The organism is Myroides sp. LJL116 (genome assembly GCF_054871685.1).
In genome coordinates, this window is record NZ_JBTXLR010000006.1 from 54587 (window position 1) to 80901 (window position 26315).

The following is a 26315-nucleotide window of genomic DNA, read 5'->3' on the forward strand; positions in this document are numbered from 1 at the left end:
AATTAATTGGTAGGAAAATCTTTAATGTAAATAATTATTCAAAAACTTCGTACAAAACCTCCAATGACTTGGGTTTTTTGAACGAACTTAAATGCTCTTCAAAGTAGATTAGCAACAAGTTTAGTAATTTTTTTCTATCCTTGCTATTAAAAACATTTTGTTCTACTTGAAAAGTCAAATTTAATAAACGCTTTAATAAGTATGTTTGTTCTTTATCAAAGGTTTCTAGGTCTTGTAAAGAGGTAAAATTTCCCTCCCTCCAATTAAAATATTCTAAATCTTCACTAGATCTATCGGGATAGAAACCAAAATGCCTACATAGCTCTATGAGTAGGATTAAGTGAAAATTACTTGGATTATCATGGGTGTCAAGCCATAGTAAAGCTGTTTCTATATAATCAAAGAAAGCCAAATCTTTCTCCTGAAGAGTAATGGAGTTATGCAAAATCTCTCCTACAAAAATAGCAATGCTGTTTTTATAAAAATCATAATAAATAGATTGATATACATGTCCTACTTTAATTTCCTTAAAGTATTCCATACTTCCTTTATTTTTAAAAGTAAACTCAATTTCCAAATTCATCAATGGTTGGAAATATGCAATTTTTTGTGTGGATTTACCTTTTGAGAACGCATTGGGCACATAAAAGGTCTGTACACCAACCTCTTTAGTTAAGCACTTTACTATCAATCCTTTCTCTTGATATTTCAAAGCACTTAACACGATTGCTTTAGTCTTTACTATCATTGTGCTTTACTTCTATTTGTTCTTTGAACTCAACTAACTTATGATTATTATTCAAACATAGCAAATTTACTCTTTTTTAGAATCACTTTCCTATTTGAAAGCTAAGTTGTCTATCTTTTTAAATTTTATAAATACCACCACCTAATCCTCTTACATTTTTCTCTTATAATCTCCCTGTTCTCTTAGCTAGAAAACTAAGGCACTTCATGTTCTAAACTTTGTTTTATAAGCCATAATTGATTTTAATTTATATAGCTTTGTAGTAAAACCATTTTTATGAAAAAGATTTTCCTTTTTATTGTCTTTGCAGCTTTTGCTATGAGTTGTGAAAACAAAGTTGATCCAGGATTAGTAATAGAACAACAATCCTTTAAAGCCAAGGCAAATACTGGCTGTCAAGATTTAGAATGTACAAGTATATCCATTAATGTACCTATTATCAGCTCACCGCAAAATATTGCCAATACAGCCATCAATACAATTACATTAGATACTATTGCTGATTTGATGTCTTTTGAAGCAGATTTAACCCATATTACCTCCTATGATTCTTTAGTTAAGGATTTTATAAAGACCTATGAACAGTTTATCGTTCAATTTCCAGATGATACTATTCCATGGAAAGCAGAAGTAGAGGTACAAAATACTTTTACTAATAAGACTATTTATGCAAACGCTGTAGAATACTATACTTTCGCAGGTGGAGCCCACGGATATAGTTCTAAATTCAGCCTTATTTTTGATTTTACTACAGGAGAATTAATCCCTACTAAAAAGCTTTTTAAGAATTGGGGTAATTTAATGACTTTAATAGAACCTAAACTTAGCTATGCGCAAGAGTTGAAAGATAAACACGGAGTATTAGCTTTACCTTCTAATGTTTACATTTTCCCAGATAAAGTACTATTAGCTTATACCAATGAGGATCTATTTTCTACTAAAGAAAAAGTAGACTATATAGAGTTTAGTATAGAGCAAATTAGTCCTTTTATCACTTATGATTTAACTCCTACTCAACAAGAGTAGTTATATTTTTTAAAAAGCCAAATACCTAGAGCAAGTGAGTATTTATAAAAAAATATTTAAACAAACCGTTATATATGGCCTAGCGGCAGTTTTTCCTAAGGTAATAGGATTTTTCCTAGTACCATTTCACACACAATTTATGCCCGACCAAGCATATGGGCAATATAGTGTTGTATTTGCGATTATTACATTTTTCAATGTGATTCTTGCTTTTGGAATGGAAACAGCTTTTTTTAGGTTTTACAACATGCAGGATAATAAAGTAGCTGTAAGTAATACAGCTACTTTATTTCTACTTTTCACCACACTTTGCTTTTTAGCTATCTGTTTATTTACACAGGAGTTTTGGGCGGATTTATTAAATATATCCCAGCAAGTATTTCAATATGTTATTTGGATTCTAGTCTTTGATACCTTAGTAATTATTCCTTTCGCTAAATTAAGAGCCAACCAAAGGCCAATGGTATATAGTAGTATAAAGATAATCAATGTGCTATTATTCACAGGATTAAACGTATTCTTTTTATACCTACTACCAAAGGTAGCTGCCAATAACCCAGCTTCCTTTTGGACAGAAATATACAAAGAGGATTATCAAGTTGCCTACCTATTTTTAGCTAATCTAATTGCAAGTTTATTGACCTTTTTGTTCTTTATTAAAGAATATTTTAGCCTAAAATTATCCATTGATATTACCCTTACTAAAAAAATGCTACGCTATGCCTTTCCAATAATGATTGGAGGATTGGCTTTTGCTACAAATGAAGGTTTTGATAAAATATTATTGGAAAGACTTTTACCTAAAGACGTTGCATTAGCACAAATTGGTCAGTACGCAGCTTGCTATAAGCTTGGATTATTTATGGTATTATTTCGTCAAGCTTACACCCTTGGTATTGAGCCTTTTTTCTTTAACTACGCCAAAAACGCAGATGCTCCTATCAAATACGCTACAATTACGAAATACTTTACCATTTTCGGAAGTTTAATAATGTTAGTAATTGTAGTGTTTTCAGATATATTAAAAATATTCGTAATTAGAAATCCAGAATACTGGGCGGCAATGAGCATTGTACCATTGATTATTCTAGCCAATTTATGTATGGGAATTTATACTAACTTATCGGTTTGGTATAAGTTAAAAGATAAGACAATGATGGGTGCATATATCTCTATTATAGGAGCCATATTAACTCTTATTTTCAACTTTGCATTGATTCCTTATCTTGGTTATATTGGATCGGCAATAGCTACTCTAATAGCCTATGGAGCGATGATGATCATTTCTTACTTACTAGGTCAGAAGTACTATCCTATACCCTATGATATAAAAGCTATAAGTGGTTACTTAATTGCTTCGATTAGCTTTTCTTTTATCTACTTTTATTTCTTCAGAGAAAATTATTTTATAGGTATTACTTTCATCCTTTTATTTACCTTACTTATCCTTAAGGAACAATATCCTGTATGGAGAAAAAAAGTAAATAATAGATAAATACAAAAAAAGGACTCTTAAATTAGAGTCCTTTTTTTGTATTTAAAAGTAAAGATTTAATTATTTAAAGCCTTTTCTATATTGTATTTGAGAGTATAACCAAAATCCACCTTAGAAACTTGGTTGGCCTTAACATTCAAATTCCAACTTAGTATTCCTTTTTGCGCATCTACTTCTGCTTGATCTCTTTTGAATAAATCTACTTCAATATCCGTATTCTTACTCACAGGAATTTGATCTTGAATTAAAATATCTATACTTTGCTTTTTATTGTTCTTAACAAGTATTTCATACGCTAAAGTTTCATTCTTGCGATTCGATAACACCCTATTACTTGCCTTATCGCTGATTAACCTTCTAGAAACTTGTACTTGAGAGTCTTTACCCAAATTAAGTTCTAAAGCCTGCTCAGTATTATTGGTATCTAAGAAGGTACTTCCAATATAAAACCCTTCAAAAATTACATTGGCACTTCCACTTAATAAGTTATAGTCCTGGTAGTCATTTACTTTTGCTACTAAATAAGCATTAGGGTCAACTTTTACTGCACTATAATACTGGTAGTTAGCTTGTAACTCAAATGTATCTAAACTTACAAAATGAGTTTTAGAATCGGATAAAATGCTAGAAGAGGACTTGATATCAAAAACAATATTCATTTGCTTCTGGCTGATAGCTACATTTGGTTGTAATACATTATTTGCAGGCATACTAACTACACTTTTAGCCCTTGCAAAAGCATTAGAACTACCAACAAAATATTCTTTTTCCTCTACTATATTTTCTTTATAATCGATAAACCAAGTATCTAAAACTGGTTTAATGTTATCTTGATTTGCAAAGCCACTAACTAAACTAAGATTGACATTATTCCAATCTAGTCCTGTATTTTGTTTAATACCTGCTTTATAATTTACCTGTATAGGAGTGTTTATCTCTTCAATATTTAAATCATAAGCCGCAAACCACTGTGCTGTATTAGTAAAGTATCTTAAATCAAAAACAACTTCTTGTTCTATACTACTGTCAACTTGAACAATGATTTGACCTTTTCCATAATTACTTCCTAGTTCATTTCCTGCCTCTAATCGCAGTTGCAAACTTGAGAGCAATTGTTCTAGCTCTATCTTCTTTTGTATGTTCTGATTTAACTCTAAACTAAGCTCGGTTCTTTTTTTAGTATAAAAATCCACTAAGTTTCCTAATTCTACAGAAAAGTTAGTTCCACTCCCACTTGGAATAGTCTGATTGGCATCTAAAATATTGAGTGCATTTGTTACAGAAGTCGTTGAAATAGACAAATGTTCTAATTCTTGACCAATAGTATAAATACTATCCGTTAATGTATTACCTGTTAAGCCTTGCTTTATAGCTTTATCATAATTAGTTGTAAATACATTGGATAAAATATGAACTGGTTTACTACTACCTATGTGAATACTGTTTTGGTTCAAGGAGGATGATAAATTACTAATTAACACCTGGCTCTTACCTTTAGGCAATTTAACTTTGACTCTATGCTGTAAATCCGCACCATTAAAATAGACACGTACATCCTGTATAGATGCAACAGCTTTTACTTGGCTTTGGGCAAAAACCACTGCGCTTTGTAGCCCTAATAAAACCATTATAAAGGTGAAAATAATCTTTCTCATAACTAAATAATTAACGTCCAAATAAGGCACTTACTACATCCTCAATTTTACTAACATAAACAAGCTTTATTCCTTTCCCAGAATAACTCACTTTATTGTACTTTGAAATAAAAATATATTCGAAACCTAACTTCTCTGCTTCTAAAATTCGTTGATCTACCCGATTAACAGGTCTAATCTCACCCGATAATCCAACTTCAGCAGCAAATACAACATTTCGACCTATAGGAATATCTTGATCCGAAGATAAAACAGCAGCAACAACTCCTAAGTCTATAGCGGGATCATCCACAGTAATACCTCCAGTGATGTTTAAGAACACATCTTTTTGTCCTAAACGAAAACCAGCTCTTTTCTCTAAAACAGCTAAAATCATATTTAAACGCTTCAGATTGTACCCTGTACTACTTCTTTGTGGTGTACCATAAACTGCAGTACTCACCAATGCTTGTACTTCTACCATTAATGGTCGCATCCCTTCTAAAGTCCCAGAAATTGCGGTTCCAGATAACTGTTCTTCTTTATGAGATAAAAGAATTTCTGCCGGATTAGAAACTTCCTTTAAACCAGATCCACGCATTTCATAAATACCTAGTTCAGCTGTGGAACCGAAACGGTTTTTGTTTGCTCTTAAGATTCTAAAAACATGATTACGATCTCCTTCAAACTGCAAGACTGTATCTACCATATGCTCTAGCATTTTTGGTCCAGCTATACTTCCATCTTTAGTTATATGTCCAATTATTAAAACAGGAGTTCCCGTTTCTTTTGCAAACTTGGTTAATTCTGCAGTACACTCCTTAATCTGAGAGACAGTCCCAGAAGAAGCTTCAATATAATCGGTATGTAAAGTTTGAATAGAGTCAATAATAAGAACTTCGGGCTTAATTTCCTCTATCTGTCGAAATATATTCTGCGTATTAGATTCAGTAAGGATAAAGCAATTGTCATTATTGGGATTAATTCTCTCTGCGCGCATTTTTATTTGCTTTTGACTTTCTTCCCCAGAGACATATAAAACCTTGTAGGGTAACTTTAGAGAAATTTGTAGCAAAAGCGTACTTTTTCCAATACCAGGTTCACCTCCTAATAAAATCATTGACCCCGGTACAATTCCTCCTCCTAAAACGCGGTTTAGTTCACCATCTAAAGTATCTAAGCGCTGTTCTTCACTTGCATCTATCTCACGTATTAAAACTGGCTTAGCAACCCTATTACCACTATTTCCTGCTGTAGCAATTCCCTTCCAACCACTAGCCTGCTCTTTTTGAACTACTTCTTCTACTAAGGTGTTCCATTCCTTACATCCTCCACATTGACCCATCCATTTTGGATATTTAGACCCACAATTTTGGCAAAAAAAAGCTGTTTTTACTTTAGCCATCCCTTAAAATATTAATAGATTATACTTTCTTAAGCAATTTAAAAAAAAAAGCCGATTCATAAATGAATCGGCTTTGTATTATATGTCTTTAACTAATTAATTAGCTAAAATAATAATCTTATTATCGTTTAATTCTAATGTACCAAAGTTTACTGGTAAATGATAAGTATCATTTGAAACTTTAGTAAATCTTGAACTAAATGCTTCTTTTATAGAAATGTTACTTCCTGTAAACTTAATCTCACCTTTAGTTAAGACAGATACAATAGAAGCGTGATTGTTTAGCATCTGAAATTCTCCATCAGCTCCTGGTACAGATACAGAAGTAACTTCTCCAGAAAATAAAGTTGCCTCAGGCGATACGATTTCTAACTTCATGATCTATATTTTTTAGTGATTATTAAAATTCAGCATTCATTTTCTCTCCAGCTTCAATTACTTCTTCAATTGAACCTTTTAAGTTAAATGCAGCTTCTGGTAAATGATCTAATTTACCATCCATAATCATGTTAAATCCTTTAATTGTATCTTTAATATCAACTAATACACCAGGGATACCAGTAAACTGCTCCGCTACGTGGAATGGTTGAGATAAGAAACGTTGAACTCTACGAGCTCTATGTACAGCTAATTTATCTTCTTCTGATAATTCTTCCATACCTAGAATTGCAATAATATCTTGTAATTCTTTGTATTTCTGAAGGATTTCTTTTACTCTTTGTGCACAATCATAGTGCTCATCACCTAAAACTTCTGGAGATAAAATTCTTGAAGTAGAATCTAATGGATCTACTGCAGGATAAATACCTAACTCAGCAATTTTACGAGATAATACAGTAGTAGCATCTAAGTGAGCAAACGTTGTTGCAGGAGCCGGGTCAGTTAAGTCATCCGCAGGTACGTATACCGCTTGTACTGAAGTAATAGATCCTTTCTTAGTTGAAGTAATACGCTCTTGCATCGCTCCCATCTCAGTTGCTAATGTAGGTTGGTACCCTACTGCAGATGGCATACGTCCTAATAAAGCAGAAACCTCAGAACCCGCTTGTGTAAAACGGAAGATGTTATCTACGAAGAATAAAACGTCTTTACCTTGGTCATCACCAGCACCATCACGGAAGTATTCAGCAATAGTTAATCCTGATAAAGCAACACGTGCACGTGCTCCTGGTGGCTCATTCATCTGACCGAATACGAATGTAGCTTTAGATTCTTTCATTCCAGGTCTATCTACTTTAGATAGATCCCATCCTCCATTTTCCATAGAAGTCATGAAATCATCACCATATTTAATAATACCTGACTCTAACATCTCACGTAATAAGTCGTTACCCTCACGAGTACGCTCACCAACTCCTGCGAATACAGAAAGTCCACCGTGTCCTTTAGCGATATTATTAATTAATTCTTGAATTAATACAGTTTTACCAACTCCAGCACCACCGAATAATCCAATCTTTCCTCCTTTAGCATAAGGTTCGATTAAGTCGATTACCTTAATTCCTGTGAAAAGAACTTCAGTTGAAGTAGATAAATCTTCAAATTTTGGAGCCTCACGGTGAATTGGTAAACCAGCAACACCGTCTTTTGGTAAGTTTCCTAGACCATCAATAGCGTCACCAACAACATTAAACAATCTACCAAATACTTCTTTCCCAATAGGAACTTGGATAGGAGATCCAGTAGCGATAACTTCATATCCTCTACTTAATCCGTCTGTTGAGTCCATTGAAATTGTACGAACTGTATCTTCTCCAATGTGTGATTGTACTTCAAGTACTAATTTAGAACCATCTGGTTTAGTGATTTCTAATGAATCATAAATTCTCGGAAGTTCGGAATTCTCTGTGTTGAAGACTACATCAACAACAGGTCCGATGACTTGCGCAACTTTTCCTGTAACTTTAGACATTGCTTATGTATTTATTTAACAGCTATTTACCTTTAATGAAAAATACTACTTTTTCAGAGTGCAAAGATAGTTTTTTTATCGTAATATAAAAAGCCTCAAAATTTATTTTTTATAAAAAAATGCGACGCCTTAAAAAGGGTCGCATTTATACCTCTTATTCTACAGTAACTGACTTAGCCAAATTCCTCGGCTGGTCCACGTTACATTCTCTTAATACTGCTATATGGTAGGATAATAACTGTAAAGGAATAGTTGCCAATATAGGCGTTAAAGCCTCAGATATACCAGGCACCTCGATAACATGATCCGCTAAATTGCGAACTTGAGTATCTCCTTTTGTAACTACAGCTATAATTTTTCCATTTCTAGCTTTAATTTCTTGAATATTACTTACCACTTTATCGTAATGCAACTGGTCTGGAGCAATTACAATAACAGGCATATGCTCATCAATAAGAGCAATTGGACCGTGTTTCATTTCAGCCGCAGGGTAACCTTCGGCGTGAATATATGAGATCTCTTTTAATTTAAGAGCACCTTCCAAAGCCACTGGATAGTTATACCCTCTACCTAAATAAAGACAGTTATTAGAGTTCTTATATACTTTAGAAATCTCTAATATAGCTTCATTTTGAGTTAAAGCTTCTTCTACTCTCTCTGGAATAAGTTCCAGTTCGTGTAGATATTTTAAATATTCTGAATTAGCCAATGTACCTTTAGCCTTAGCTAAGCGCAAAGCAATTAAGGTCAAAATAGTAATCTGAGTAGTGAATGCTTTAGTAGAAGCAACCCCAATCTCAGGTCCAGCATGAGTATAAGCCCCTGCATGAGTTTCTCTTGAAATAGAAGAACCTACTACATTACAAACCCCAAAAACAAAAGCACCTCTGTTCTTTGCTAATTTAATAGCAGCTAATGTATCAGCAGTTTCCCCAGATTGAGAAATAGCAATAATTACATCATCACTATTTATAATCGGATTTCTATATCTAAATTCAGAAGCGTACTCCACTTCTACAGGAATTCTTGCAAACTCCTCAATGATATATTCTGCGACAAGTCCAGCATGCCAAGAAGTACCACAGGCAACAATGATTATCCTTTTTGCATTAAGGAATTTCTCAATGTTATCTTCAATCCCAGCCATCTTAACGATCCCTTTATCGGCTAATAATCTACCTCTAAAAGTATCTTTAATTACCTCTGGTTGTTCAAAAATCTCTTTAAGCATAAAATGCTCATAGCCATTCTTTTCGATTTGCTCCAAATTCAACTGAAGCTCTTGAACATAATGATCCACTAAAGAATCATCTTTAATTTTTCTAATAATTAATGGCTTATGTAAACGAATAATAGCCATTTCCTCATCTTCAAGGTAGATAGCATTATTTGTATATTCAATAAATGGAGAAGCATCTGAGGTAATGAAATATTCATTATCTCCAATACCAATTGCTAAAGGACTACCAAGTCGCGCAGCTATTATTTCATCTGGCTTCTTTATATCCATTACAGCAATAGCATAAGCTCCTACTACTTGATTTAATGCAATCTGAACAGCTTTTCCAAGCTTTACATCTTGCGTTTTTTGTACATCTTCAATTAGATTGATTAACACTTCTGTATCAGTCTCTGAATGAAAAACATACCCTCTTTTAATTAATTCTTGCTTTAAAGAATCGTAGTTTTCGATTATCCCATTGTGAATTAGAACTAATTCACCTGAGTTCGAAAAATGTGGATGTGAATTAATATCATTAGGAACTCCATGAGTAGCCCAACGTGTGTGTCCTATACCAACAGTACCGTTTTTGATTTGATCTGAACACTTTTGTTCTAAATCAGCTACTTTACCCTTAGTTTTACACAAATTAATTTTATCTCCATCAAATACAGCTAATCCAGCGCTATCATACCCACGGTACTCCAAGCGTGTTAAGCCTTTGATGATAACAGGATAAGCCTGTCTATGCCCAATGTAACCAACAATTCCACACATATATTGTCGTTGTTATTTGATTTTGGTAAAAAATATTTCTAATTGCATTTTACTTTCTTCAGGCACACCATTTGTCGTTCCATGTAAAACTGTTCCTAAAGGAGTTGTGATACTAAAAGAAGGAATAGTGGCGATATCACGAGGGATATTAGTGATTGGCGTCTCTATTTTCATGAATTTAAACTCAGTTACTGTCTTCGTAAATTCATTACTTACAACCAATCCTAACTTAGGGCTTCTCACTATATTACTTTGCAGTAAATATTGAATATGTTCCCTTACTCTTATTCTATAAGTAAAAACCTCTCTTTTACTAATTTCTTGATCTTGATTTTCTTCATCTACTTCTTGCACAGCAATAAACTCACCACCGTAGGAGCTCTTATCGTTACTACTATCACTAGCAAAATCTGCTAATACTGTAGAATCATCATAATTATACAAAAATAACCTTGGAGGATTTATAGAATTCTCCATGATATTTCGATTAACATGAACAGTTAAAAAAGCATCATTAACAAGGATATCCATGTCACGTAGAGCCTTTAACTCACTAAAATCATCTTCTGTAAATAATTCGATCACTCCTAAACTTCCTTCACCACCTTTTAAATAGATAGCATCATCTCCCAAGTCTTTATTCGAATTCTCCACCTTTGATTGGTAAGATTGGTCGTTCTCACTTTGGGTTAAACTGATAATATTATTACTAGTTGCAGCAAGTGATCCACTTGAAGATCCAGCAAAATTAGCTAGAGAAAACTTTATTTCTCCTCTTACTTTCTCTTTAGTTTCTGTCCCTTCCGCATCTGTCTTAGTTTCTTCTTGCTCATAAGTAGCTCTTAAATACCCTTGACCTAAGGCCAATAATCCAAGTGCTCCTTTAGAACCATTACTAGAAGCCTTCAAATATAAACCTCTAAAGGCATTCTTCTGTAAATCTGAATTAGCTAAGCTAGCTTGATTATCTATAAAGAATTTTTGGAAATAAGACATATTTAAATCTATCCAAAACCCAGGGCTAAGTCTATCCTTAACTATTTCTTTCCCTTCTTCATCTCTTTCAATCTTACCGTCCTTATCATATTTGTAAATATTAATTGCGGCTTTACTGAATTCAACATGTGTGTTTTGAACAGCTTTATAAGAATCGTTTAAAACAACCCCAGTATTATTGTTGTCAAATAATCCAAAGTCATTGTTGTAGAAATAGATAGACCCTCCTGCAATTGGATTATCTAAGGAAATTAAATAAGTATTTTGATAAACTTTCAAATTAAAAGAACCATCTCCATACACACTTCCTAATTTATAATTGTAAGTTTCCTCCTCTAACTTCTCTGGAAGAGCGTTGTAGAAAGGAATATACAAGTAAACAGAATCAAATACAGCGGTATTATTCAATTTTGTAAAAGCACTAATGTCTGTAGATAAATCTAAGGCTAAGCTGTTAGATACTGTCCCAAAAAAATCATCACTTAAGGATCCTATACTGTACTCTGGCAATTTATTTGCCTCTACAGGACCTGTTGCCTGATTATAAGCTTTAATATCTTTTACAAGATATGTTTCCACTGGATAATCCCCTCCTCCGATAATATCGGAACCAGCACTAGTATAATCACTATCACAAGACTGAAGTGCAAAAAATCCTAGAGATAGGACTAGACCTTTAAATATATTTTTTTGGCTCATGTACTCTAATACAAAATTGGTTTGTTAAAATTTTAAAGGAATTTCTTATAAAACTCACTATAAGCTTCTGCGAACTCCTCTTTAGGCACGTAAGGTAAAAAAGGTTTTTCAGAAGATTCTATAATTTTTGTTAAATTTGAACCTATTTTTTCTGAAGCAACAATAACTCCATCTGAGTTAATGATTGCATTTTTCATAATGTTTTCATAAGTAGGCTCGCCAAAATCAGCAATAATATCTTCTGACAATCCATCAAAAGCAATTTTTGCTCTCATTTCATCACTTAATTGTCCTTCGAAACCTTCCTCAAATACAGATGTAACAATCTTTGTTTCACCAAAAATAGCTTCATCTTTATAGTAATGTTTTAAATAAACTGGCAATAAGGAAGCCATCCAACCTTGTACATGGATAACATCTGGAACCCAATTTAGCTTTTTAACTGTTTCAATCACTCCCTTAGTGAAGAAAATTGCTCTTTCGTCATTATCTGGAAATAGATTTCCATCATCATCCGTAAATGTAGATTTACGTTTGAAGTATTCGTCGTTATCGATAAAATAAACTTGAATTCTTTCTTTAGGAATAGAAGCAACTTTAATAATCAATGGCATATCCATGTCATTAACCACTAAATTCATTCCTGATAATCTAATTACTTCGTGCAATTGATGTCTACGCTCGTTTATACTTCCGTATCTAGGCATAAAAATTCTTATTTGCCCGCCTTGGTCATTGATCATCTTTGGAGCATCATAAGACATTAATGAAACTTCATTCTCTGCTAAATAAGGTACCACCTCAGATGATACGTACAATATCCTCTTTTCTTTCATATTCATTCGTAATTTCTTTGGGTGAAATAAATAAACGTTGCAAATTTACAAAAATTTAGTGAGTTATTTTCTAAATAACTAATTTTGCCATTATTTTAAACAGAAAGCTAATGTTTCTTTTTAGTACAAAAGCCGAATTACAGGAGTATTTAAACTCCTTCAGACAGGCTAGAAAAACAATAGGTCTTGTACCTACAATGGGGGCTATACATCAAGGTCACCTATCTTTAATGCAACAATCTATTGCTGAAAACGACTGTACAGTTGTAAGCATTTTTGTTAACCCTACTCAGTTTAATAATCCTGAGGATTTAGAAAATTACCCAAGGACATTGGATAGAGATATGCAAACAATAGCTACTTTATCTGATAAAATAGTAATTTTCGCACCTAGTGTTGAAGAAATGTATAGCGACAATGCTGTGGCTCAAAACTTTACATTCGACGGATTAGAAAGCCAAATGGAGGGTGCTCAGCGCCCTGGACATTTTGATGGTGTAGGAACAATTGTGAAAAAATTATTTGAATTAGTTGAGCCTACCAATGCTTACTTTGGAGAAAAAGATTTTCAACAATTACTAATTATAAAAAAGTTAGTAAAAAACTATAATATACCTGTAAATATCATAGGTGTACCTATTTTTAGAACCACAGAAGGTTTAGCAATGAGCTCAAGAAACGAGCGAATTTCAAAACAAGGCTTAGATTCTTCTCTTTTCCTTTATCAAGTATTAAATAAAGCTAAAGAAATTTTCCAAAGTGAAAGTATTGATAAAGTTAACCTATTTGTTGCCAATGAATTTAAAAATAATCCTAACTTTGAGCTCGAATACTTCACAATAGCGGAGGAAGAAACTTTACTAACTGCAACCCAAAAAGAAACAGGTAAATCTTACCGAGGTTTTTTAGTGGCACATATTGAAGGTATTCGTTTAATTGACAATTTAAAGTTTAACTAAAACTATAGCGAAATGCAAGTTGAAGTAGTAAAATCAAAAATTCACCGTGTAACAGTTACAGGTGCTGATTTAAATTACATTGGTAGCATAACCATTGATGAGGCTTTATTAGAAGCTGCTAACATGATCGAGGGAGAAAAGGTTTCTATTGTTAATGTGAACAATGGAGAGCGTTTTGAAACTTACATCATTCCTGGAAACAGAAACAGTGGAGAGATTTGCCTTAATGGGCCAGCTGCTAGAAAAGTACACAAAGGAGATATTATAATTATTATCTCTTATGGAATATTAGACTTCGAGGAAGCTAAAAGCTTTAAACCAGCTATCGTTTTCCCTAATGAAGAGGATAATTCTCTAAGATAATCGTATTTTTTTGAATAAGAATTTAAGTAAAATAGCCAATATAACACTCCCACTACTTTTGGGAGTGTCTTTGGTTTTTTACGCCTACACCCAATTTACTGACCAACAGTTAAAGGAAATTTTATCCAACTTTAAGCATGCGAATTATTTTTATATACTATTAGCATCTTTATTTACTTTACTAAGTTTATGGGCTAGATCTTATCGTTGGAAATTCGTTTTATCTCACATGGGCTATACTAGCTCTACTTCCACTAACTTTATGGCCATCTGTATTGGCTACCTTCTTAATCTAACTGTTCCAAGATCAGGAGAAGTATCTCGAGCATTAGTATTGCAGAAATACAATTCCGTTCCCTTTGACAAAGCATTCGGAAGTATTATAGCAGAACGAATCATCGACTTAGTTTGCTTACTACTTTGTGTAAGTGTTACCCTTTTATTACAATTTGATATACTAAAATCTTTCTTGGGGAAATATATTTCCTACGAGCAGATTTACTTACTCATCGGAGCATTATTTTTCATAATAGCATTATTGTGGTTCTTATTTTTCTGGATAGAAAACAAAATAATCACTTTTATTAAAAAAAAGATAAGCGGATTAATTGAGGGAGTTTCAAGTGTACTACTTATGCCTAATAAGCTTGCCTTTATATTGCTTACATGTATAATATGGATAGGCTATATAGCAACCTTCTATTGCGCTACATATGCATTGGAGCAGACCTCTTCCCTTAGTATTGGAGCGGTAATGGCAGCATTTGTTGCAGGTAGTTTTGCCATTTCTTTTACAAATGGAGGAATTGGAGCTTTCCCTTTAATAATTACTGAAATACTACGCTTTTACTCTATCGATGCAGTAGACGCTGCTTCTTTTGGATGGATAATTTGGAGTACGCAAACCGCTATAGTTGTGATTTTAGGTGCTCTTTCTTTTCTTCTTCTACCCTTAGTATATACTAAGAAATAAAAACAAATTAGTTTTAAACGATTTACATACATTTCATAGACCAAGATAACTCTCTTTCTTGGGCTACGAGGTTCTTTATATTGTATTTAATAATTCATCCAATACTATATAAAGCCAATTATTGGACAAAAAAAAAGCTAGACATTTCTGTCTAGCTTTGTTCTGCTCCCCCTCTTGGGCTCGAACCAAGGACCCTCTGATTAACAGTCAGATGCTCTAACCAACTGAGCTAAGGAGGAAGGTGATGTATTACCTTTATTGCGATGCAAATATAGGCGTTTTTTTTACTTTGCCAAAGAAAAAACCTAACAATTATGCATATTTTTTCATTCTTGTTTTAAAGTTGGAAGCATCCATTTATAACGAGTTGCCAATAAGCGAATTACAAAAACAAAGGTTGCTGTAATAATTTGTACAATTACGATGTCTACACTCAAATAAGTTAAGAGATAGTAGACACATACCCCCAAAACACAAGTAACTGCATACCATTCCTGCCTAAATATAGCGGGAACTTCATTGATTAGAATATCCCGAATAATACCCCCTACTACTCCTGTACAGGTTGCCATAATCATAACTACCCAAATAGGATAGTCCAATAATATTGTTTTTTCTGTTCCTACTACTACAAATAAACCTAGCCCTATACTATCAAACCATAAAAATGTACTATTTAGCTTTATTAATTGTTTAGAAAAAATCACCACAATAAGAAGAGCAATAATCGTTCCCCAAACATATACAGAGGACAGAAGCCAAAATGGAGTTAGTCCTAATAAAATATCCCTTAAAGTCCCCCCACCTGTTGCGGTGGCAAAACCAATAAATAAAGCTCCAAACCAATCTACATTTTTAGCAGAAGCCAATCGAACACCCGAAATAGCAAAGGCAATAGTACCAAGAAACTCTATTATATCTACAAAATAGATAGAGTCCCATAAATATATTAATGAATCAGACATAAGTAAAACACATTATTATAGCTTTAATTATTTTATAATAACAGACTTTTGGTTAACAAAATTAAGCAATCCTTCTTTAGACATCTCTCTACCTATTCCAGAGAGCTTTGTCCCACCAAACGGTACTCTCGGATCAGAAATAACCATTTCGTTTATAAAAACTGCCCCATCTTCAAACTCAGTAACCTGGCTTTTTAAAAAGTCTACATCTTTAGAAAAAACGCTAACTCCTAATCCAAAAGTAGAATCATTACTCATCTTTATAGCCTGCTTAAAGTCATCAAACCCAACTACCACTGCTAAAGGGCCAAATGTTTCTTGTGTAAATGCAGGCATTTCACAAGTAACGTCTGTTAATAAAGTTGGTTCAAACCAATTTTTATCTCTCTTTCCTCCAAAAACAACTTTAGCTCCTTGACTTACAGACTGAGTCATTATTTGCTCTAGTTCTATAGCCAAATCCTCTCTAGCCATTAAACCTATTGTAGTTGTCTTATCCATTAAATCGCCTTTTTTAAGGGATTTGACCTCTTTTGAAAACCTTTGGATAAAATCATCAACAATTGAATTATGTACTATAAAACGCTTAGCAGCTATACAGCTTTGTCCTGTGTTTTGAAAGCGTGCTGCAACAGCTAATGGAACAACAACATCTAAGTCTACATCTTGACGAACAATAAAAGCATTACTCCCTCCTAACTCTAACACAACTGGCTTGATATATTGCCCAGCACTTTTCGCCACTGAACTACCAGCATGTTCACTTCCTGTTAAAGAAACACCTTTAACTTTATCGTTTTGTATTACCAGTTCTACTTGGCTTGCAGCAATAGGTAAATTCTGATAAAGGTGTTGGTACCCCTCTATCGTAAAGCAATCTTCTAAGGCCGCAGCAGATAAGGGAACGTTACTTGCGTGTTTTACAACTACAGTATTTCCAGAGGCTATTGTAGGAATAGCAAATCGAAATACTTGCCAAAATGGAAAATTCCAAGGCATTACCCCTAAAATAACACCTAAAGGTTCATGAGAAACAAAAGTCTGGGACCAATTGGTAGTAATATCTCTAGGCTTTAAAATTTCTACAGAATTCTCTATGTAATAATCAATTAAAACAGCACATTTCTTTACCTCTGCAATACTTTGAGAAATAGGCTTATACATGTCTTTTGTCATACATTCACTGTAGTATTCCAAATTTTCTAAAAGCTTATCTTTAACTTTTTTCAGATAAATAATTCGCTCTTCTACATTAACTTTCTTCCAACTTAGAAAAGAGTTATCTGCTTGTTGCACTAGTGCTTGGATATCTTTTTGCATATATAAATTTTTATAGACCAGAAAGTTATCATACTTTCTTGTTCAATTATTGATTATAAACTACCTTAGTGTCCAGATTCAAATTCTCACTTATGAAAAGAAACACAAAAATATTTCTTGTTGGTATTATACTATTAATAGCTACAATAACCTTATTTGCTTTAGGTTTTTTAAATGATCAAACAGCGTATTTTTTTGGATCCGTTTGTATGGTAATGATTGCAATGCCAATTGTAATCTATATTTTTAATAAAGCAGGCTAGTTTCAAAAGTACTAATTGTAAATTTACAAATAAATGAAAAAAAACCTTATTCTATTAACGATAGGTTTAATACTGATTGCCTTAACACTTGTTTTGCAAACTCAAAACATTTTAAACCAAACAGGTAGTTCGATTGGCTTAATAATAGCTCTTATTATAACGGTTATTCCTTTGTTTAACCTTGTATTTAAAAAATTAAGAAAATAAAAAAACCGGTATGTTAATATACCGGTTTTTATTTATTTTTTCAATACTTTTTCTAAATTTTCCAACATTACATCCGTCATGGTTGCTAAGTCGTAATGATGCTTCCATCCCCAATCTTCAAAAGCGCGAGAGTCATCAATACTAGCTGGCCAACTATCTGCAATAGCTTGACGGAAATCAGGCTCATAGGAAATAGTAAAATCAGCAATGTGTTTTTTTATCTCGTTGTAGATCTGTTCTGGTGTAAAAGAAACACCCGCTAAGTTATAAGAAGATCTAATTTTCACATCCTCTTTCTTTGCTTGCATAATACCAACGGTTGCATTTAAAGCATCTTCCATATACATCATTGGTAAGGCAGAATCTTTAGATAAGAAGCAATTATAATGTTTATCTTGAATTGCTTTATAAAAAATATCTACTGCATAATCAGTAGTACCACCTCCAGGAGGAGTAGTCCAAGAGATTAAACCTGGATAACGAATACTTCTAACATCCACTCCAAATTTTTCAAAATAATATTCACACCAACGCTCTCCTGCTTGTTTTGAAATACCATACACTGTACTAGGCTCCATCACTGTATATTGAGGAGTATTAAACCTAGGAGTTGTAGGACCAAAAACAGCAATAGAAGATGGCCAAAAGATTTTCTTTATTTTTCCTTCTTTAGCTAAATTTAATACATGAAACAAAGAGTTCATGTTTAAATCCCATGCAAAAGCTGGGTTTTTTTCTGCTGTAGCAGAAAGCAACGCTGCCATTAAATACACCTCATCAATTTGGTGTTTTTCTACAACTGCAGCAACCGCGTCAAAGTCCATCGCATTAATAATCTCAAACGGTCCTGATGTCATTAAGTTATCATTACCTTCTCTAATATCAGAGGCTATTACGTTTTGATTTCCGTATATCCCTCTTAATTTTAATGTAAGCTCAGACCCTATTTGTCCGCATGCTCCAATGATTAGAATTTTGGTTCCCATTAAACTACTGTTTTTATTCCCTACAAATATAACAGAACTAAAACCTAATTATCAAAATAATTACGTTAACTTTCTTACTTAGGTAATATTATGTTTTTCTGTAGCATTTCTTAAGTTATAACTTTGTAAATTTGAATCATTATTTATTTTACAATGAAAAAAGGAATATTTCTTACCCTACTAATAGTTTTATTTTGTTTGACTGCTTTCTCTTGTCAACAAAAAGACGATACACAACAAAGGCTTAACGAGTCTGTTATGCAACACAATGATAGTGTTTTTGCTTTTTTAGAGACAAATTGGCATTTTCAAGTCAAACAAAATTCACAAGAATTACAAACTATTCTAGATGATTGGAAAATTTGGCAAGAATTCGCTCAAGAATTGGCTATAAAACCTGTAACTTCTATTGGAGCATATCAAAATAAAATTAAAGTTTTAGATAATAAGCTTTCCTCTTTAAGTTACTTAAAATATCCTGAAGCACTTGATACACCTGATATAAAAGCTAGGGTGACTGTTTTGTCTACATCAATAAAGAACTTAAATATGTTTCTACAATTGAACCCAATTGACATAGACAAAGTGCAACAATCTTTAGATCAAGTAAATGAGAATTTAGACATCTTACTTTCTCAAATGCAAAACAACCTTAGTAAGCCGGCTCTAAATACTAATTCTGCTGTTGATTTTCAACAACTTTTAGATACTGTAAGAAGAGCTAATCCGACGAATTAAAAGTGAATGACCCAAAATGGAAATTAAAAATATATTTGGTAAGTCAACTAAAACACAACAAATTTTAAAAGACTTACAAAACAGCGCACAAAAATTATACTGTAAAGGACTGATTGGGTCTTCTGTTTCTTTCTTGATTGAAAGTATTTTCAATCAAAACAAACAGAACTTCCTATTTCTACTAAATGACAAGGAACAGGCTGCCTATTATTTAAATGATTTAGAAAACTTAATCAATAAACAAGAGGTACTCTTTTATCCTAGCTCTTATAAAAGACCTTATCAAATTGAACAAACAGATAACGCAAATATTTTATTAAGGGCAGAGGTTTTAAACCGAATCAGTACTTCTAAAAAACCATTAATTATTGTATCCTACCCAGAGGCAATCTTTGAAAAAGTTGTAACTAAAAAAACATTAGAACAAAACACTCTAACTGTAAAGGTTCAAGATAAATTAAATATAGAGTTTCTAAACGAAACCCTATTTGAATACAATTTCAAAAGAGTAGATTTTGTTTCTGAACCTGGAGAGTTTGCTTTACGTGGGGGAATAGTAGATGTATTCTCTTTCTCTAATGATCATCCTTATCGTCTTGAGTTTTTTGGAGATGAAGTAGATAGTATTAGAACCTTTGATGTAGAAACTCAATTATCATTAGAGCTTCAAAAGAAGATAACAATTATACCTAACTTAGAAAACAAGTTCACACAACAAACCAGAGAAAGTTTTCTAGATTATATTAGTCCTTCAACAGTAGTGGTTACGCAGGATCTAAGTCATATTAGAGAACAATTAGACAATTTCTTTTCCAAGGCAAATGATGCTTTTAAGCAACTTTCTAAAGATATTAAGCATAGTGAGCCTAGTGATATGTTTATCAACTCTAAGGAGTTTACTAAACAACTAGAATTATTTAAAACAATTGAACTGTCCTCTAGTGGTTGCTTTGATAATACCAAAACTTATGAGTTCCATATAAAGCCACAACCTTCTTTTAATAAGCAGTTTGATCTTTTGGTAGCTAACTTGAACCAAAACACACAAGATGGTATAACTAACTATCTATTTTGCGCCAATGACAACCAAGCAAAGAGATTCAAAGAAATTTTTAGTACACTAAAACAACAAAACACAGCTGTTGAATCCTATAAAACACTTGTATTTCCATTATACGAAGGATTTATAGACGAAGAAAATCAAATAGCTTGTTACACGGATCACCAAATTTTTGAGAGATACCATAAATTCACAATTAAAAATACCACTTCCAAAAAACAAAATATTACTCTAAAGGAACTAAATTCCCTAGCTGTAGGAGATTATGTTACTCATATCGATCATGGTATTGGGAAGTTTGGAGGCTTACAAAAAATACAGGTAGAAGGTAAAACCCAAGAGGCTATTAAATTGGTCTATGCGGATAATGACCTTGTCTATGTAAGTATACATTCCTTACATAAAATTGCAAAATACAATGGTAAGGATGCCACTACACCAAAAGTCCATAAACTTGGTTCAAATGTTTGGAAGAATTTAAAAAATAAAACAAAAGCAAGAGTCAAGCATATTGCCTTTAATCTTATACAGTTGTATGCAAAGAGAAAAGCACAAAAAGGTTTTGTATTTCAACCAGATAGTTATCTGCAACATGAATTAGAAAGTTCCTTTATCTATGAAGATACTCCAGATCAAATTACAGCTACACAAGATGTGAAAAATGATATGGAAAGTGATCGTCCAATGGATAGGTTAATCTGTGGAGATGTTGGTTTTGGTAAAACAGAGGTTGCAATTCGTGCAGCGTTTAAAGCAGTTGAAAATGGTAAGCAAGTTGCAATTCTTGTACCAACTACCATCCTAGCTTTCCAACATTATAAAACATTTACCGAAAGGTTAAAAGACATGCCGGTTCGTGTAGATTATCTAAATCGCTTTCGAACAGCTAAAGAGAAAACTGAAATTTTACAACAACTAGCCCTAGGAAAAATCGACATCTTGATTGGAACCCATCAAATAGTTAATAAAAGCGTTTCATTTAAAGACTTAGGTTTGCTTATTATTGATGAAGAGCAAAAGTTTGGCGTGGCAGTTAAAGATAAGTTGAAAACAATTTCTGAAAATGTAGATACCCTTACTCTAACAGCAACTCCAATTCCTAGAACTCTACAGTTCTCCCTTATGGCTGCTAGGGACTTATCTGTGATTTCAACTCCTCCACCAAACCGATATCCTATTGAAACATCGGTTATCGGATTCAATGAAGAAATCATTAGAGATGCTATCACCTATGAAATACAACGAGGAGGTCAAGTTTATTTCATCAACAATAGGATTGAAAATATCAAAGAAGTAGCCGGAATGATCCAACGATTGGTTCCTGATGCTAAAGTGGGAATAGGTCATGGACAACTCGATGGTAAAAAATTAGAAGAGCTTATGCTATCTTTTATGGATGGGAAGTTTGATGTACTAGTAGCTACAACAATTATTGAAAGTGGGCTAGATGTACCTAATGCAAATACAATCTTAATCAACAATGCAAATAATTTCGGATTATCTGACTTACATCAAATGAGAGGTAGGGTTGGTAGAAGTAATAAAAAGGCGTTTTGTTATTTTATATGTCCACCTTTTTCTGTAATGACAGAGGAAGCCAGAAAACGTATTCATGCTTTAGAACAATTCAGTGATTTAGGTAGTGGGTTTAATATCGCAATGAAAGACTTGGAAATTAGAGGAGCTGGAGACATACTTGGCGGAGAACAAAGTGGTTTCATCAATGAAATCGGGTTTGAAACCTATCAAAAAATTATGCAAGAGGCTATCGAAGAGCTTAAAGAAGACGAATTTAAAGACTTATATGCCCAAGAAGATAAACAAGGTCCTACTCCTTTTGTAAAAGAAACTCAAATTGACACTGACTTTGAAATCCTATTTCCCGATGAGTATATCAATAATATAACCGAAAGGCTTAATCTTTATAATGAATTAAGTCAGTTAGAGTCAGAAGAACAATTAATAGAATATCAAAAAAGATTAATTGACCGTTTTGGTCCATTACCTCAACCTGCTATTGCCCTTTTAAATAGTCTTAGAATCAAATGGTATGCAAGTAAAGTGGGGATTGAAAAAGTTGTACTAAAACAAGGTAAGATGTTATGCTACTTTATTGCAGCTCAAGATTCTGGTTTTTACCAGTCCACTGCCTTTTCAAAAGTACTTACTTTTGTACAACAGCATGCTAACCTTTGCAAATTAAAGGAAAAACAAACCAAACAGGGACTTCGTTTGATTTTGACTTTTGATCATGTCAAATCTATAAAACAAGCCTTAGAATTTACAATGCTATTGAATCAAAAATAAGCATTGAAAAACTAATTATATATTTAAAAAATAATGAATTCAACTATAAAAGTTATTGCTTTTGATGCGGATGATACTCTTTGGATTAATGAGCCTTTTTTTAACCAAGCAGAAAAACAATTTTGCATTTTAATGGAAGACTACTTAACCCATCAAAGTATTTCACAAGTTCTTTTTAAAACACAAATTGACAATCTTCCTCTTTATGGTTATGGAATTAAAGGTTTTACTCTTTCTATGTTAGAAGCTTCTAATTACATATCCAAAGGACATATCACAGCTAAAACGACACAGAAAATCATACAAATAGGTAAAGAACTACTTACTAAACCTGTGGAACTTTTAGATGATGTACAAGGTGTACTTGAAGAACTTCAAAGTAAATATAAATTAGTAGTTGCTACTAAAGGTGACTTAAAAGACCAACATAGGAAGTTACATAAATCAGGACTTGGAAAATACTTCCATCATATTGAGGTAATGACAGACAAAGAACCTACAGATTACGTACAACTACTAAAACGCTTAGATATTAAAGCAGAAGAGTTTCTTATGATTGGAAATTCTTTACGCTCAGATGTACTACCAGTTCTAGAGTTAGGAGGATATGCAGTGCATGTACCTTTTCATACTACTTGGTTACATGAACATGTGGATCATGAGGTGGTACATCCTAATTTTAAAACAATTAAGCAGCTTTCTCAAGTCATAGACTTATTACCATAAAATAAAAAGTCTTCCATTTAAATGGAAGACTTTTTTTATACTAAAGCTCAACTCTTTTTAAAATTAAAAAAAGCAATTTCCTTATTATAAAGAAAATTGCTTTTATAGAATTGTTGAGTCTTCACTCAACCACTGAAATTACTAATCTTGAATCGCTTCAAAAATAGGAGTCCCTATGTTACCATTTGGCATTTCTATTTTTAAAATCTCTGCGATAGTAGGTGCAATATCTGTCATATTTGTAGGGCGAATAGTCTTTCCTGGTTTTACTCCCCATCCCATAAATACAGCAGGAATATGTGCATCGTATGATCCCCAAGTACCATGAGTAGTACCTGTACTATTTTCACGTCCACTATACCATTGTGGCTCTAGAATAAATTGAACAACACCACTTCGCTTTAAATTATATCCATTGATAATTCTTTCTTTAATTTGCGAAGGAATACTTGAAGATGAAGTGTTATCCATATCTGTTACAAAAGCGATACCATCCACTTTTTTAAGCTCTTTTACAATCAATTCACGAATAGCAGATTCGTCCAAATCTTTCTCTACTATTAGCTTATTATCTAAATGAACCTGGTAGTTACTCATGCTTATTATAAGCTTAGACTCCCCAAATTTTTTCTCTAATTTTTCATTTAGCATATTTCGAGTAACAGAGGTATTAAAATAACCTGCATTTCCGCTTTGATCCTTATAATAACGTGGGTTATGTGCTGCTCCGTGGTCTGCACTTAAAAACAATGTATACTCTCCTTTTCCTATTTTATTATCTAAATAAGTTAAAAATGCTGCTAAGTCTTGATCTAACCTTAAATAAGTATCTTCAATTTCAACAGATTCGATCCCAAACTGATGTCCAATATAATCTGTAGAAGATAAACTAACAGCTAAAAAGTCTGTTACATTTTTAGGATTATTACCCAAATTCTCTGCTTCAATAGCAGCAACAGCAAAGTCTAAAGTTAAACTATTACCATAAGGGGTTGCCTTAATTAACTCATAACCTCCTTGTTTTTTCAATTTCACTAAGTTTCTAGGAAAAACAGGTTTATCTTCTCCATCAAATTTTCCTTCGTATATGCTATTGTCTGGATTACTTAAAACATAAGTGTCTATATCGTATAATGTATTCCATCCTTTCTTATAATACTTATCCACATTTTTTTGGTCATTGAACTTCTTTACCCATTTAGGTAAATCTTCCATATAATAAGTACTTGTTATCCAATGGCCACTACTTCCGTCTAACCAATAAGCAGCATTGGCAAAATGACCTGCCGGTAAAATTCCACCTCTATCTTTGATAGAAATTCCAATTACCTTACTCTGAAAATTAGTCGCTAGCCTTAGTTGATCCGTTACTGTGGAAACTAATAAGTTCTTAGGAGACTGTTGTCCTACACTACCCTGTCCTCCTACTCCTTGTACACTATCATCTTGGGTACAGTACATACTCTCACCTGTAGCTTGAATAATAAAATCATTACCTGCTATACCATGAATTGCTGGTACACTTCCAGTATAAAGAGTACTGTGTCCAATAGCAGTAAAAGTAGGAACGTAATCAATATTGGTATTTTCACTAGTAAACCCTTCGTTTAAAAGACGTTTAAAGCCATTGTCTTGGTAGCGATCATAATAGCGATATAGGTAATCCCAACGCATTTGATCTACTACAACTCCCACTACTAATTTTGGTTTATCCTTAGTAGAAGAATTAGCTAAACCTCCTAAAGAAAACAAACAGCAAACTGCTGCAAAAATGCTTGAACTGAATTTCATTTTTTTGGATTTTAATACAAATACAGCCCACCTATTATTTAAAGTGAACCATATTATATAACATTCATAAATCTATTAAAGCAAATGTAATAAAAACGCTAAATAACCAAATCAAAATTGAGATTATTTTCATTAAAACATATTACCTATAAATTAACCTTTCTTTACTAAAGTATTAAGTATTGGTATTTTAACACAACACTAACATTTAAAAGAATACTCTACTTATAAATTATAGCTAACAAACACTCCAAAACTAGAATTATAAACACTACTCTTAGCGCAGTTGTCATTTTCATATGCGTTAGAATTATCTAATAGGGAAGCAAATCCTCTTGTATATTGGGCTCCTAAACTAAGGCCAAAACCAAAATTATAGCTTAATCCACAAACTAGCCCATAGTCCATCTTTTGAAGGTAATCCCCTTTGCTTTGATCATTAGAACTATCTCCATAAATGGAATAATCCTTATAGGTATTTCCATTTTGATCCACTCCAGTTATACTTGAATTTAAAAGCACATTAATATAAGGCCCTACATATAGATCAAAACCTGTACTCTTAACACTAAAACTAATAGGGTTAATCCGGATACTATGCATTTGTAGTTTTGACTTTATTGTCCCATATGTTTGATGCTCTACATCAAAGCTTGCTCCATAATTTTGATAAAAGACTTCGTGTTTGAAACCAATATGCCTATTAATAGGATTATCAACTTGTAAACCTGCAAAGAAATTATTGGAAGCTTCAATCTTCCCTTTAGAGGCAAAAACTTCTTTATCTTTTCCTACCAAGGTGGATTGTAGCCATCCAGCTTTTACCCCAAAAGAAACATTATCTTGATTCTGCGCACTTAAAGCCAGAGTAAAACTTAAAGTAAGCCATAAAATATATTTGTTCATA

General features: G+C 32.9%; 22 protein-coding genes and 1 tRNA gene. 9 read left to right on the forward strand and 14 right to left on the reverse strand.

What is annotated here, in order from left to right; translation table 11 throughout:
• Positions 1–34 precede the first annotated feature (34 nt).
• Positions 35–748, reverse strand: coding sequence for a DNA repair protein RecO (gene recO / locus ACYSNM_RS06630; protein ID WP_461756175.1), 714 nt, complete (start codon positions 746–748; stop codon positions 35–37).
• Between the two features lie 276 nt (positions 749–1024).
• Here recO and ACYSNM_RS06635 point away from each other — a divergent pair, with 276 nt between their 5' ends.
• A complete protein-coding gene (locus ACYSNM_RS06635; protein ID WP_461756176.1) occupies positions 1025–1774 on the forward strand; it encodes a PdaC/SigV domain-containing protein in 750 nt (249 codons plus the stop codon).
• A 34-nt stretch (positions 1775–1808) separates the two neighbouring features.
• Positions 1809–3269, forward strand: coding sequence for a lipopolysaccharide biosynthesis protein (locus ACYSNM_RS06640; protein WP_461756177.1), 1461 nt, complete (start codon positions 1809–1811; stop codon positions 3267–3269).
• A gap of 56 nt (positions 3270–3325) precedes the next feature.
• Here ACYSNM_RS06640 and ACYSNM_RS06645 read toward each other — a convergent pair whose 3' ends face one another.
• From ACYSNM_RS06645 to ACYSNM_RS06675, 7 genes are all read right to left on the reverse strand, one after another.
• Positions 3326–4924, reverse strand: coding sequence for a DUF4139 domain-containing protein (locus ACYSNM_RS06645; protein ID WP_461756178.1), 1599 nt, complete (start codon positions 4922–4924; stop codon positions 3326–3328).
• Between the two features lie 10 nt (positions 4925–4934).
• Positions 4935–6308 (reverse strand): DNA repair protein RadA, encoded by a 1374-nt coding sequence (gene radA / locus ACYSNM_RS06650; RefSeq protein ID WP_461756179.1) that lies wholly within the window; start codon positions 6306–6308, stop codon positions 4935–4937.
• A 96-nt stretch (positions 6309–6404) separates the two neighbouring features.
• Complete coding sequence (locus ACYSNM_RS06655; protein ID WP_461753198.1) at positions 6405–6686, reverse strand: F0F1 ATP synthase subunit epsilon; 282 nt, start codon at positions 6684–6686, stop codon at positions 6405–6407.
• 22 nt (positions 6687–6708) lie between these two features.
• On the reverse strand, positions 6709–8220 hold the full coding sequence (gene atpD, locus ACYSNM_RS06660; protein WP_461753199.1) for a F0F1 ATP synthase subunit beta: 1512 nt from the start codon (positions 8218–8220) through the stop codon (positions 6709–6711).
• 154 nt (positions 8221–8374) lie between these two features.
• Complete coding sequence (gene glmS / locus ACYSNM_RS06665; protein WP_461756180.1) at positions 8375–10219, reverse strand: glutamine--fructose-6-phosphate transaminase (isomerizing); 1845 nt, start codon at positions 10217–10219, stop codon at positions 8375–8377.
• Positions 10220–10231: 12 nt separating this feature from the next.
• Positions 10232–11914 (reverse strand): DUF4270 domain-containing protein, encoded by a 1683-nt coding sequence (locus tag ACYSNM_RS06670; protein ID WP_461756181.1) that lies wholly within the window; start codon positions 11912–11914, stop codon positions 10232–10234.
• A 32-nt stretch (positions 11915–11946) separates the two neighbouring features.
• Positions 11947–12750, reverse strand: a complete 804-nt coding sequence (locus tag ACYSNM_RS06675) for a glycogen/starch synthase (RefSeq protein WP_461756255.1) — start codon at positions 12748–12750, stop codon at positions 11947–11949.
• 110 nt (positions 12751–12860) lie between these two features.
• On the opposite strand from ACYSNM_RS06675, the gene panC reads away from it, so the two are divergent.
• Genes panC through ACYSNM_RS06690 form a run of 3 tightly spaced genes read left to right on the forward strand, consistent with a single transcriptional unit; the run spans position 12861 to position 15045 of the window.
• Complete coding sequence (gene panC, locus ACYSNM_RS06680; protein ID WP_461756182.1) at positions 12861–13709, forward strand: pantoate--beta-alanine ligase; 849 nt, start codon at positions 12861–12863, stop codon at positions 13707–13709.
• Positions 13710–13721: 12 nt separating this feature from the next.
• Positions 13722–14072 carry an aspartate 1-decarboxylase gene (gene panD / locus ACYSNM_RS06685; RefSeq protein ID WP_461753204.1) on the forward strand — a complete coding sequence of 117 codons (351 nt, stop codon included), beginning with the start codon at positions 13722–13724 and terminating at the stop codon, positions 14070–14072.
• A gap of 10 nt (positions 14073–14082) precedes the next feature.
• On the forward strand, positions 14083–15045 hold the full coding sequence (locus ACYSNM_RS06690) for a lysylphosphatidylglycerol synthase transmembrane domain-containing protein (protein ID WP_461756183.1): 963 nt from the start codon (positions 14083–14085) through the stop codon (positions 15043–15045).
• A 165-nt stretch (positions 15046–15210) separates the two neighbouring features.
• Here the strand turns inward: ACYSNM_RS06690 and ACYSNM_RS06695 are convergent.
• The 3 genes from ACYSNM_RS06695 to ACYSNM_RS06705 all read right to left on the reverse strand — a co-directional run bounded on the left by ACYSNM_RS06695 (position 15211) and on the right by ACYSNM_RS06705 (position 17330).
• Positions 15211–15284: transfer RNA gene (locus ACYSNM_RS06695), tRNA-Asn, on the reverse strand.
• A gap of 87 nt (positions 15285–15371) precedes the next feature.
• Positions 15372–16010 carry a trimeric intracellular cation channel family protein gene (locus ACYSNM_RS06700; RefSeq protein ID WP_461756184.1) on the reverse strand — a complete coding sequence of 213 codons (639 nt, stop codon included), beginning with the start codon at positions 16008–16010 and terminating at the stop codon, positions 15372–15374.
• 27 nt (positions 16011–16037) lie between these two features.
• Positions 16038–17330, reverse strand: a complete 1293-nt coding sequence (locus tag ACYSNM_RS06705) for an NAD-dependent succinate-semialdehyde dehydrogenase (protein WP_461756185.1) — start codon at positions 17328–17330, stop codon at positions 16038–16040.
• 92 nt (positions 17331–17422) lie between these two features.
• Between ACYSNM_RS06705 and ACYSNM_RS06710 the strand changes: the two genes are divergently transcribed.
• A complete protein-coding gene (locus ACYSNM_RS06710) occupies positions 17423–17593 on the forward strand; it encodes a hypothetical protein (RefSeq protein ID WP_461753208.1) in 171 nt (56 codons plus the stop codon).
• A gap of 239 nt (positions 17594–17832) precedes the next feature.
• Here ACYSNM_RS06710 and ACYSNM_RS06715 read toward each other — a convergent pair whose 3' ends face one another.
• Positions 17833–18786, reverse strand: coding sequence for an NAD-dependent epimerase/dehydratase family protein (locus tag ACYSNM_RS06715; RefSeq protein ID WP_461756186.1), 954 nt, complete (start codon positions 18784–18786; stop codon positions 17833–17835).
• Between the two features lie 153 nt (positions 18787–18939).
• On the opposite strand from ACYSNM_RS06715, the gene ACYSNM_RS06720 reads away from it, so the two are divergent.
• From ACYSNM_RS06720 to ACYSNM_RS06730, 3 genes are read left to right on the forward strand one after another with little or no spacing between them, the layout of a single operon-like run.
• On the forward strand, positions 18940–19524 hold the full coding sequence (locus ACYSNM_RS06720) for a hypothetical protein (RefSeq protein ID WP_461756187.1): 585 nt from the start codon (positions 18940–18942) through the stop codon (positions 19522–19524).
• A gap of 16 nt (positions 19525–19540) precedes the next feature.
• Positions 19541–22891, forward strand: a complete 3351-nt coding sequence (gene mfd / locus ACYSNM_RS06725) for a transcription-repair coupling factor (RefSeq protein ID WP_461756188.1) — start codon at positions 19541–19543, stop codon at positions 22889–22891.
• A gap of 33 nt (positions 22892–22924) precedes the next feature.
• Positions 22925–23617: an HAD family hydrolase gene (locus tag ACYSNM_RS06730; protein WP_461756189.1), complete on the forward strand. Its 693-nt coding sequence runs from the start codon at positions 22925–22927 to the stop codon at positions 23615–23617.
• 141 nt (positions 23618–23758) lie between these two features.
• Here the strand turns inward: ACYSNM_RS06730 and pafA are convergent, their stop codons facing one another.
• Entirely contained in the window at positions 23759–25408 is a 1650-nt protein-coding gene (pafA, locus tag ACYSNM_RS06735; protein WP_461756190.1) for an alkaline phosphatase PafA, read from the reverse strand.
• A 225-nt stretch (positions 25409–25633) separates the two neighbouring features.
• Positions 25634–26314, reverse strand: coding sequence for a porin family protein (locus ACYSNM_RS06740; RefSeq protein WP_461756191.1), 681 nt, complete (start codon positions 26312–26314; stop codon positions 25634–25636).
• Position 26315: the final 1 nt, after the last annotated feature.

Excerpts from the sequence above, each read along its gene's own strand:
- recO (WP_461756175.1), bottom strand. The coding sequence starts at position 748 with ATGATAGTAAAGACTAAAGCAATCGTGTTAAGTGCTTTGAAATATCAA.
- ACYSNM_RS06635 (WP_461756176.1), top strand. The coding sequence starts at position 1,025 with ATGAAAAAGATTTTCCTTTTTATTGTCTTTGCAGCTTTTGCTATGAGT.
- ACYSNM_RS06645 (WP_461756178.1), bottom strand. The coding sequence starts at position 4,924 with ATGAGAAAGATTATTTTCACCTTTATAATGGTTTTATTAGGGCTACAA.
- radA (WP_461756179.1), bottom strand. The coding sequence starts at position 6,308 with ATGGCTAAAGTAAAAACAGCTTTTTTTTGCCAAAATTGTGGGTCTAAA.
- ACYSNM_RS06655 (WP_461753198.1), bottom strand. The coding sequence starts at position 6,686 with ATGAAGTTAGAAATCGTATCGCCTGAGGCAACTTTATTTTCTGGAGAA.
- atpD (WP_461753199.1), bottom strand. The coding sequence starts at position 8,220 with ATGTCTAAAGTTACAGGAAAAGTTGCGCAAGTCATCGGACCTGTTGTT.
- glmS (WP_461756180.1), bottom strand. The coding sequence starts at position 10,219 with ATGTGTGGAATTGTTGGTTACATTGGGCATAGACAGGCTTATCCTGTT.
- ACYSNM_RS06670 (WP_461756181.1), bottom strand. The coding sequence starts at position 11,914 with ATGAGCCAAAAAAATATATTTAAAGGTCTAGTCCTATCTCTAGGATTT.
- ACYSNM_RS06675 (WP_461756255.1), bottom strand. The coding sequence starts at position 12,750 with ATGAAAGAAAAGAGGATATTGTACGTATCATCTGAGGTGGTACCTTAT.
- panC (WP_461756182.1), top strand. The coding sequence starts at position 12,861 with ATGTTTCTTTTTAGTACAAAAGCCGAATTACAGGAGTATTTAAACTCC.
- panD (WP_461753204.1), top strand. The coding sequence starts at position 13,722 with ATGCAAGTTGAAGTAGTAAAATCAAAAATTCACCGTGTAACAGTTACA.
- ACYSNM_RS06700 (WP_461756184.1), bottom strand. The coding sequence starts at position 16,010 with ATGTCTGATTCATTAATATATTTATGGGACTCTATCTATTTTGTAGAT.
- ACYSNM_RS06705 (WP_461756185.1), bottom strand. The coding sequence starts at position 17,330 with ATGCAAAAAGATATCCAAGCACTAGTGCAACAAGCAGATAACTCTTTT.
- ACYSNM_RS06710 (WP_461753208.1), top strand. The coding sequence starts at position 17,423 with ATGAAAAGAAACACAAAAATATTTCTTGTTGGTATTATACTATTAATA.
- ACYSNM_RS06715 (WP_461756186.1), bottom strand. The coding sequence starts at position 18,786 with ATGGGAACCAAAATTCTAATCATTGGAGCATGCGGACAAATAGGGTCT.
- ACYSNM_RS06720 (WP_461756187.1), top strand. The coding sequence starts at position 18,940 with ATGAAAAAAGGAATATTTCTTACCCTACTAATAGTTTTATTTTGTTTG.
- mfd (WP_461756188.1), top strand. The coding sequence starts at position 19,541 with ATGGAAATTAAAAATATATTTGGTAAGTCAACTAAAACACAACAAATT.
- ACYSNM_RS06730 (WP_461756189.1), top strand. The coding sequence starts at position 22,925 with ATGAATTCAACTATAAAAGTTATTGCTTTTGATGCGGATGATACTCTT.
- pafA (WP_461756190.1), bottom strand. The coding sequence starts at position 25,408 with ATGAAATTCAGTTCAAGCATTTTTGCAGCAGTTTGCTGTTTGTTTTCT.
- ACYSNM_RS06740 (WP_461756191.1), bottom strand. The coding sequence starts at position 26,314 with ATGAACAAATATATTTTATGGCTTACTTTAAGTTTTACTCTGGCTTTA.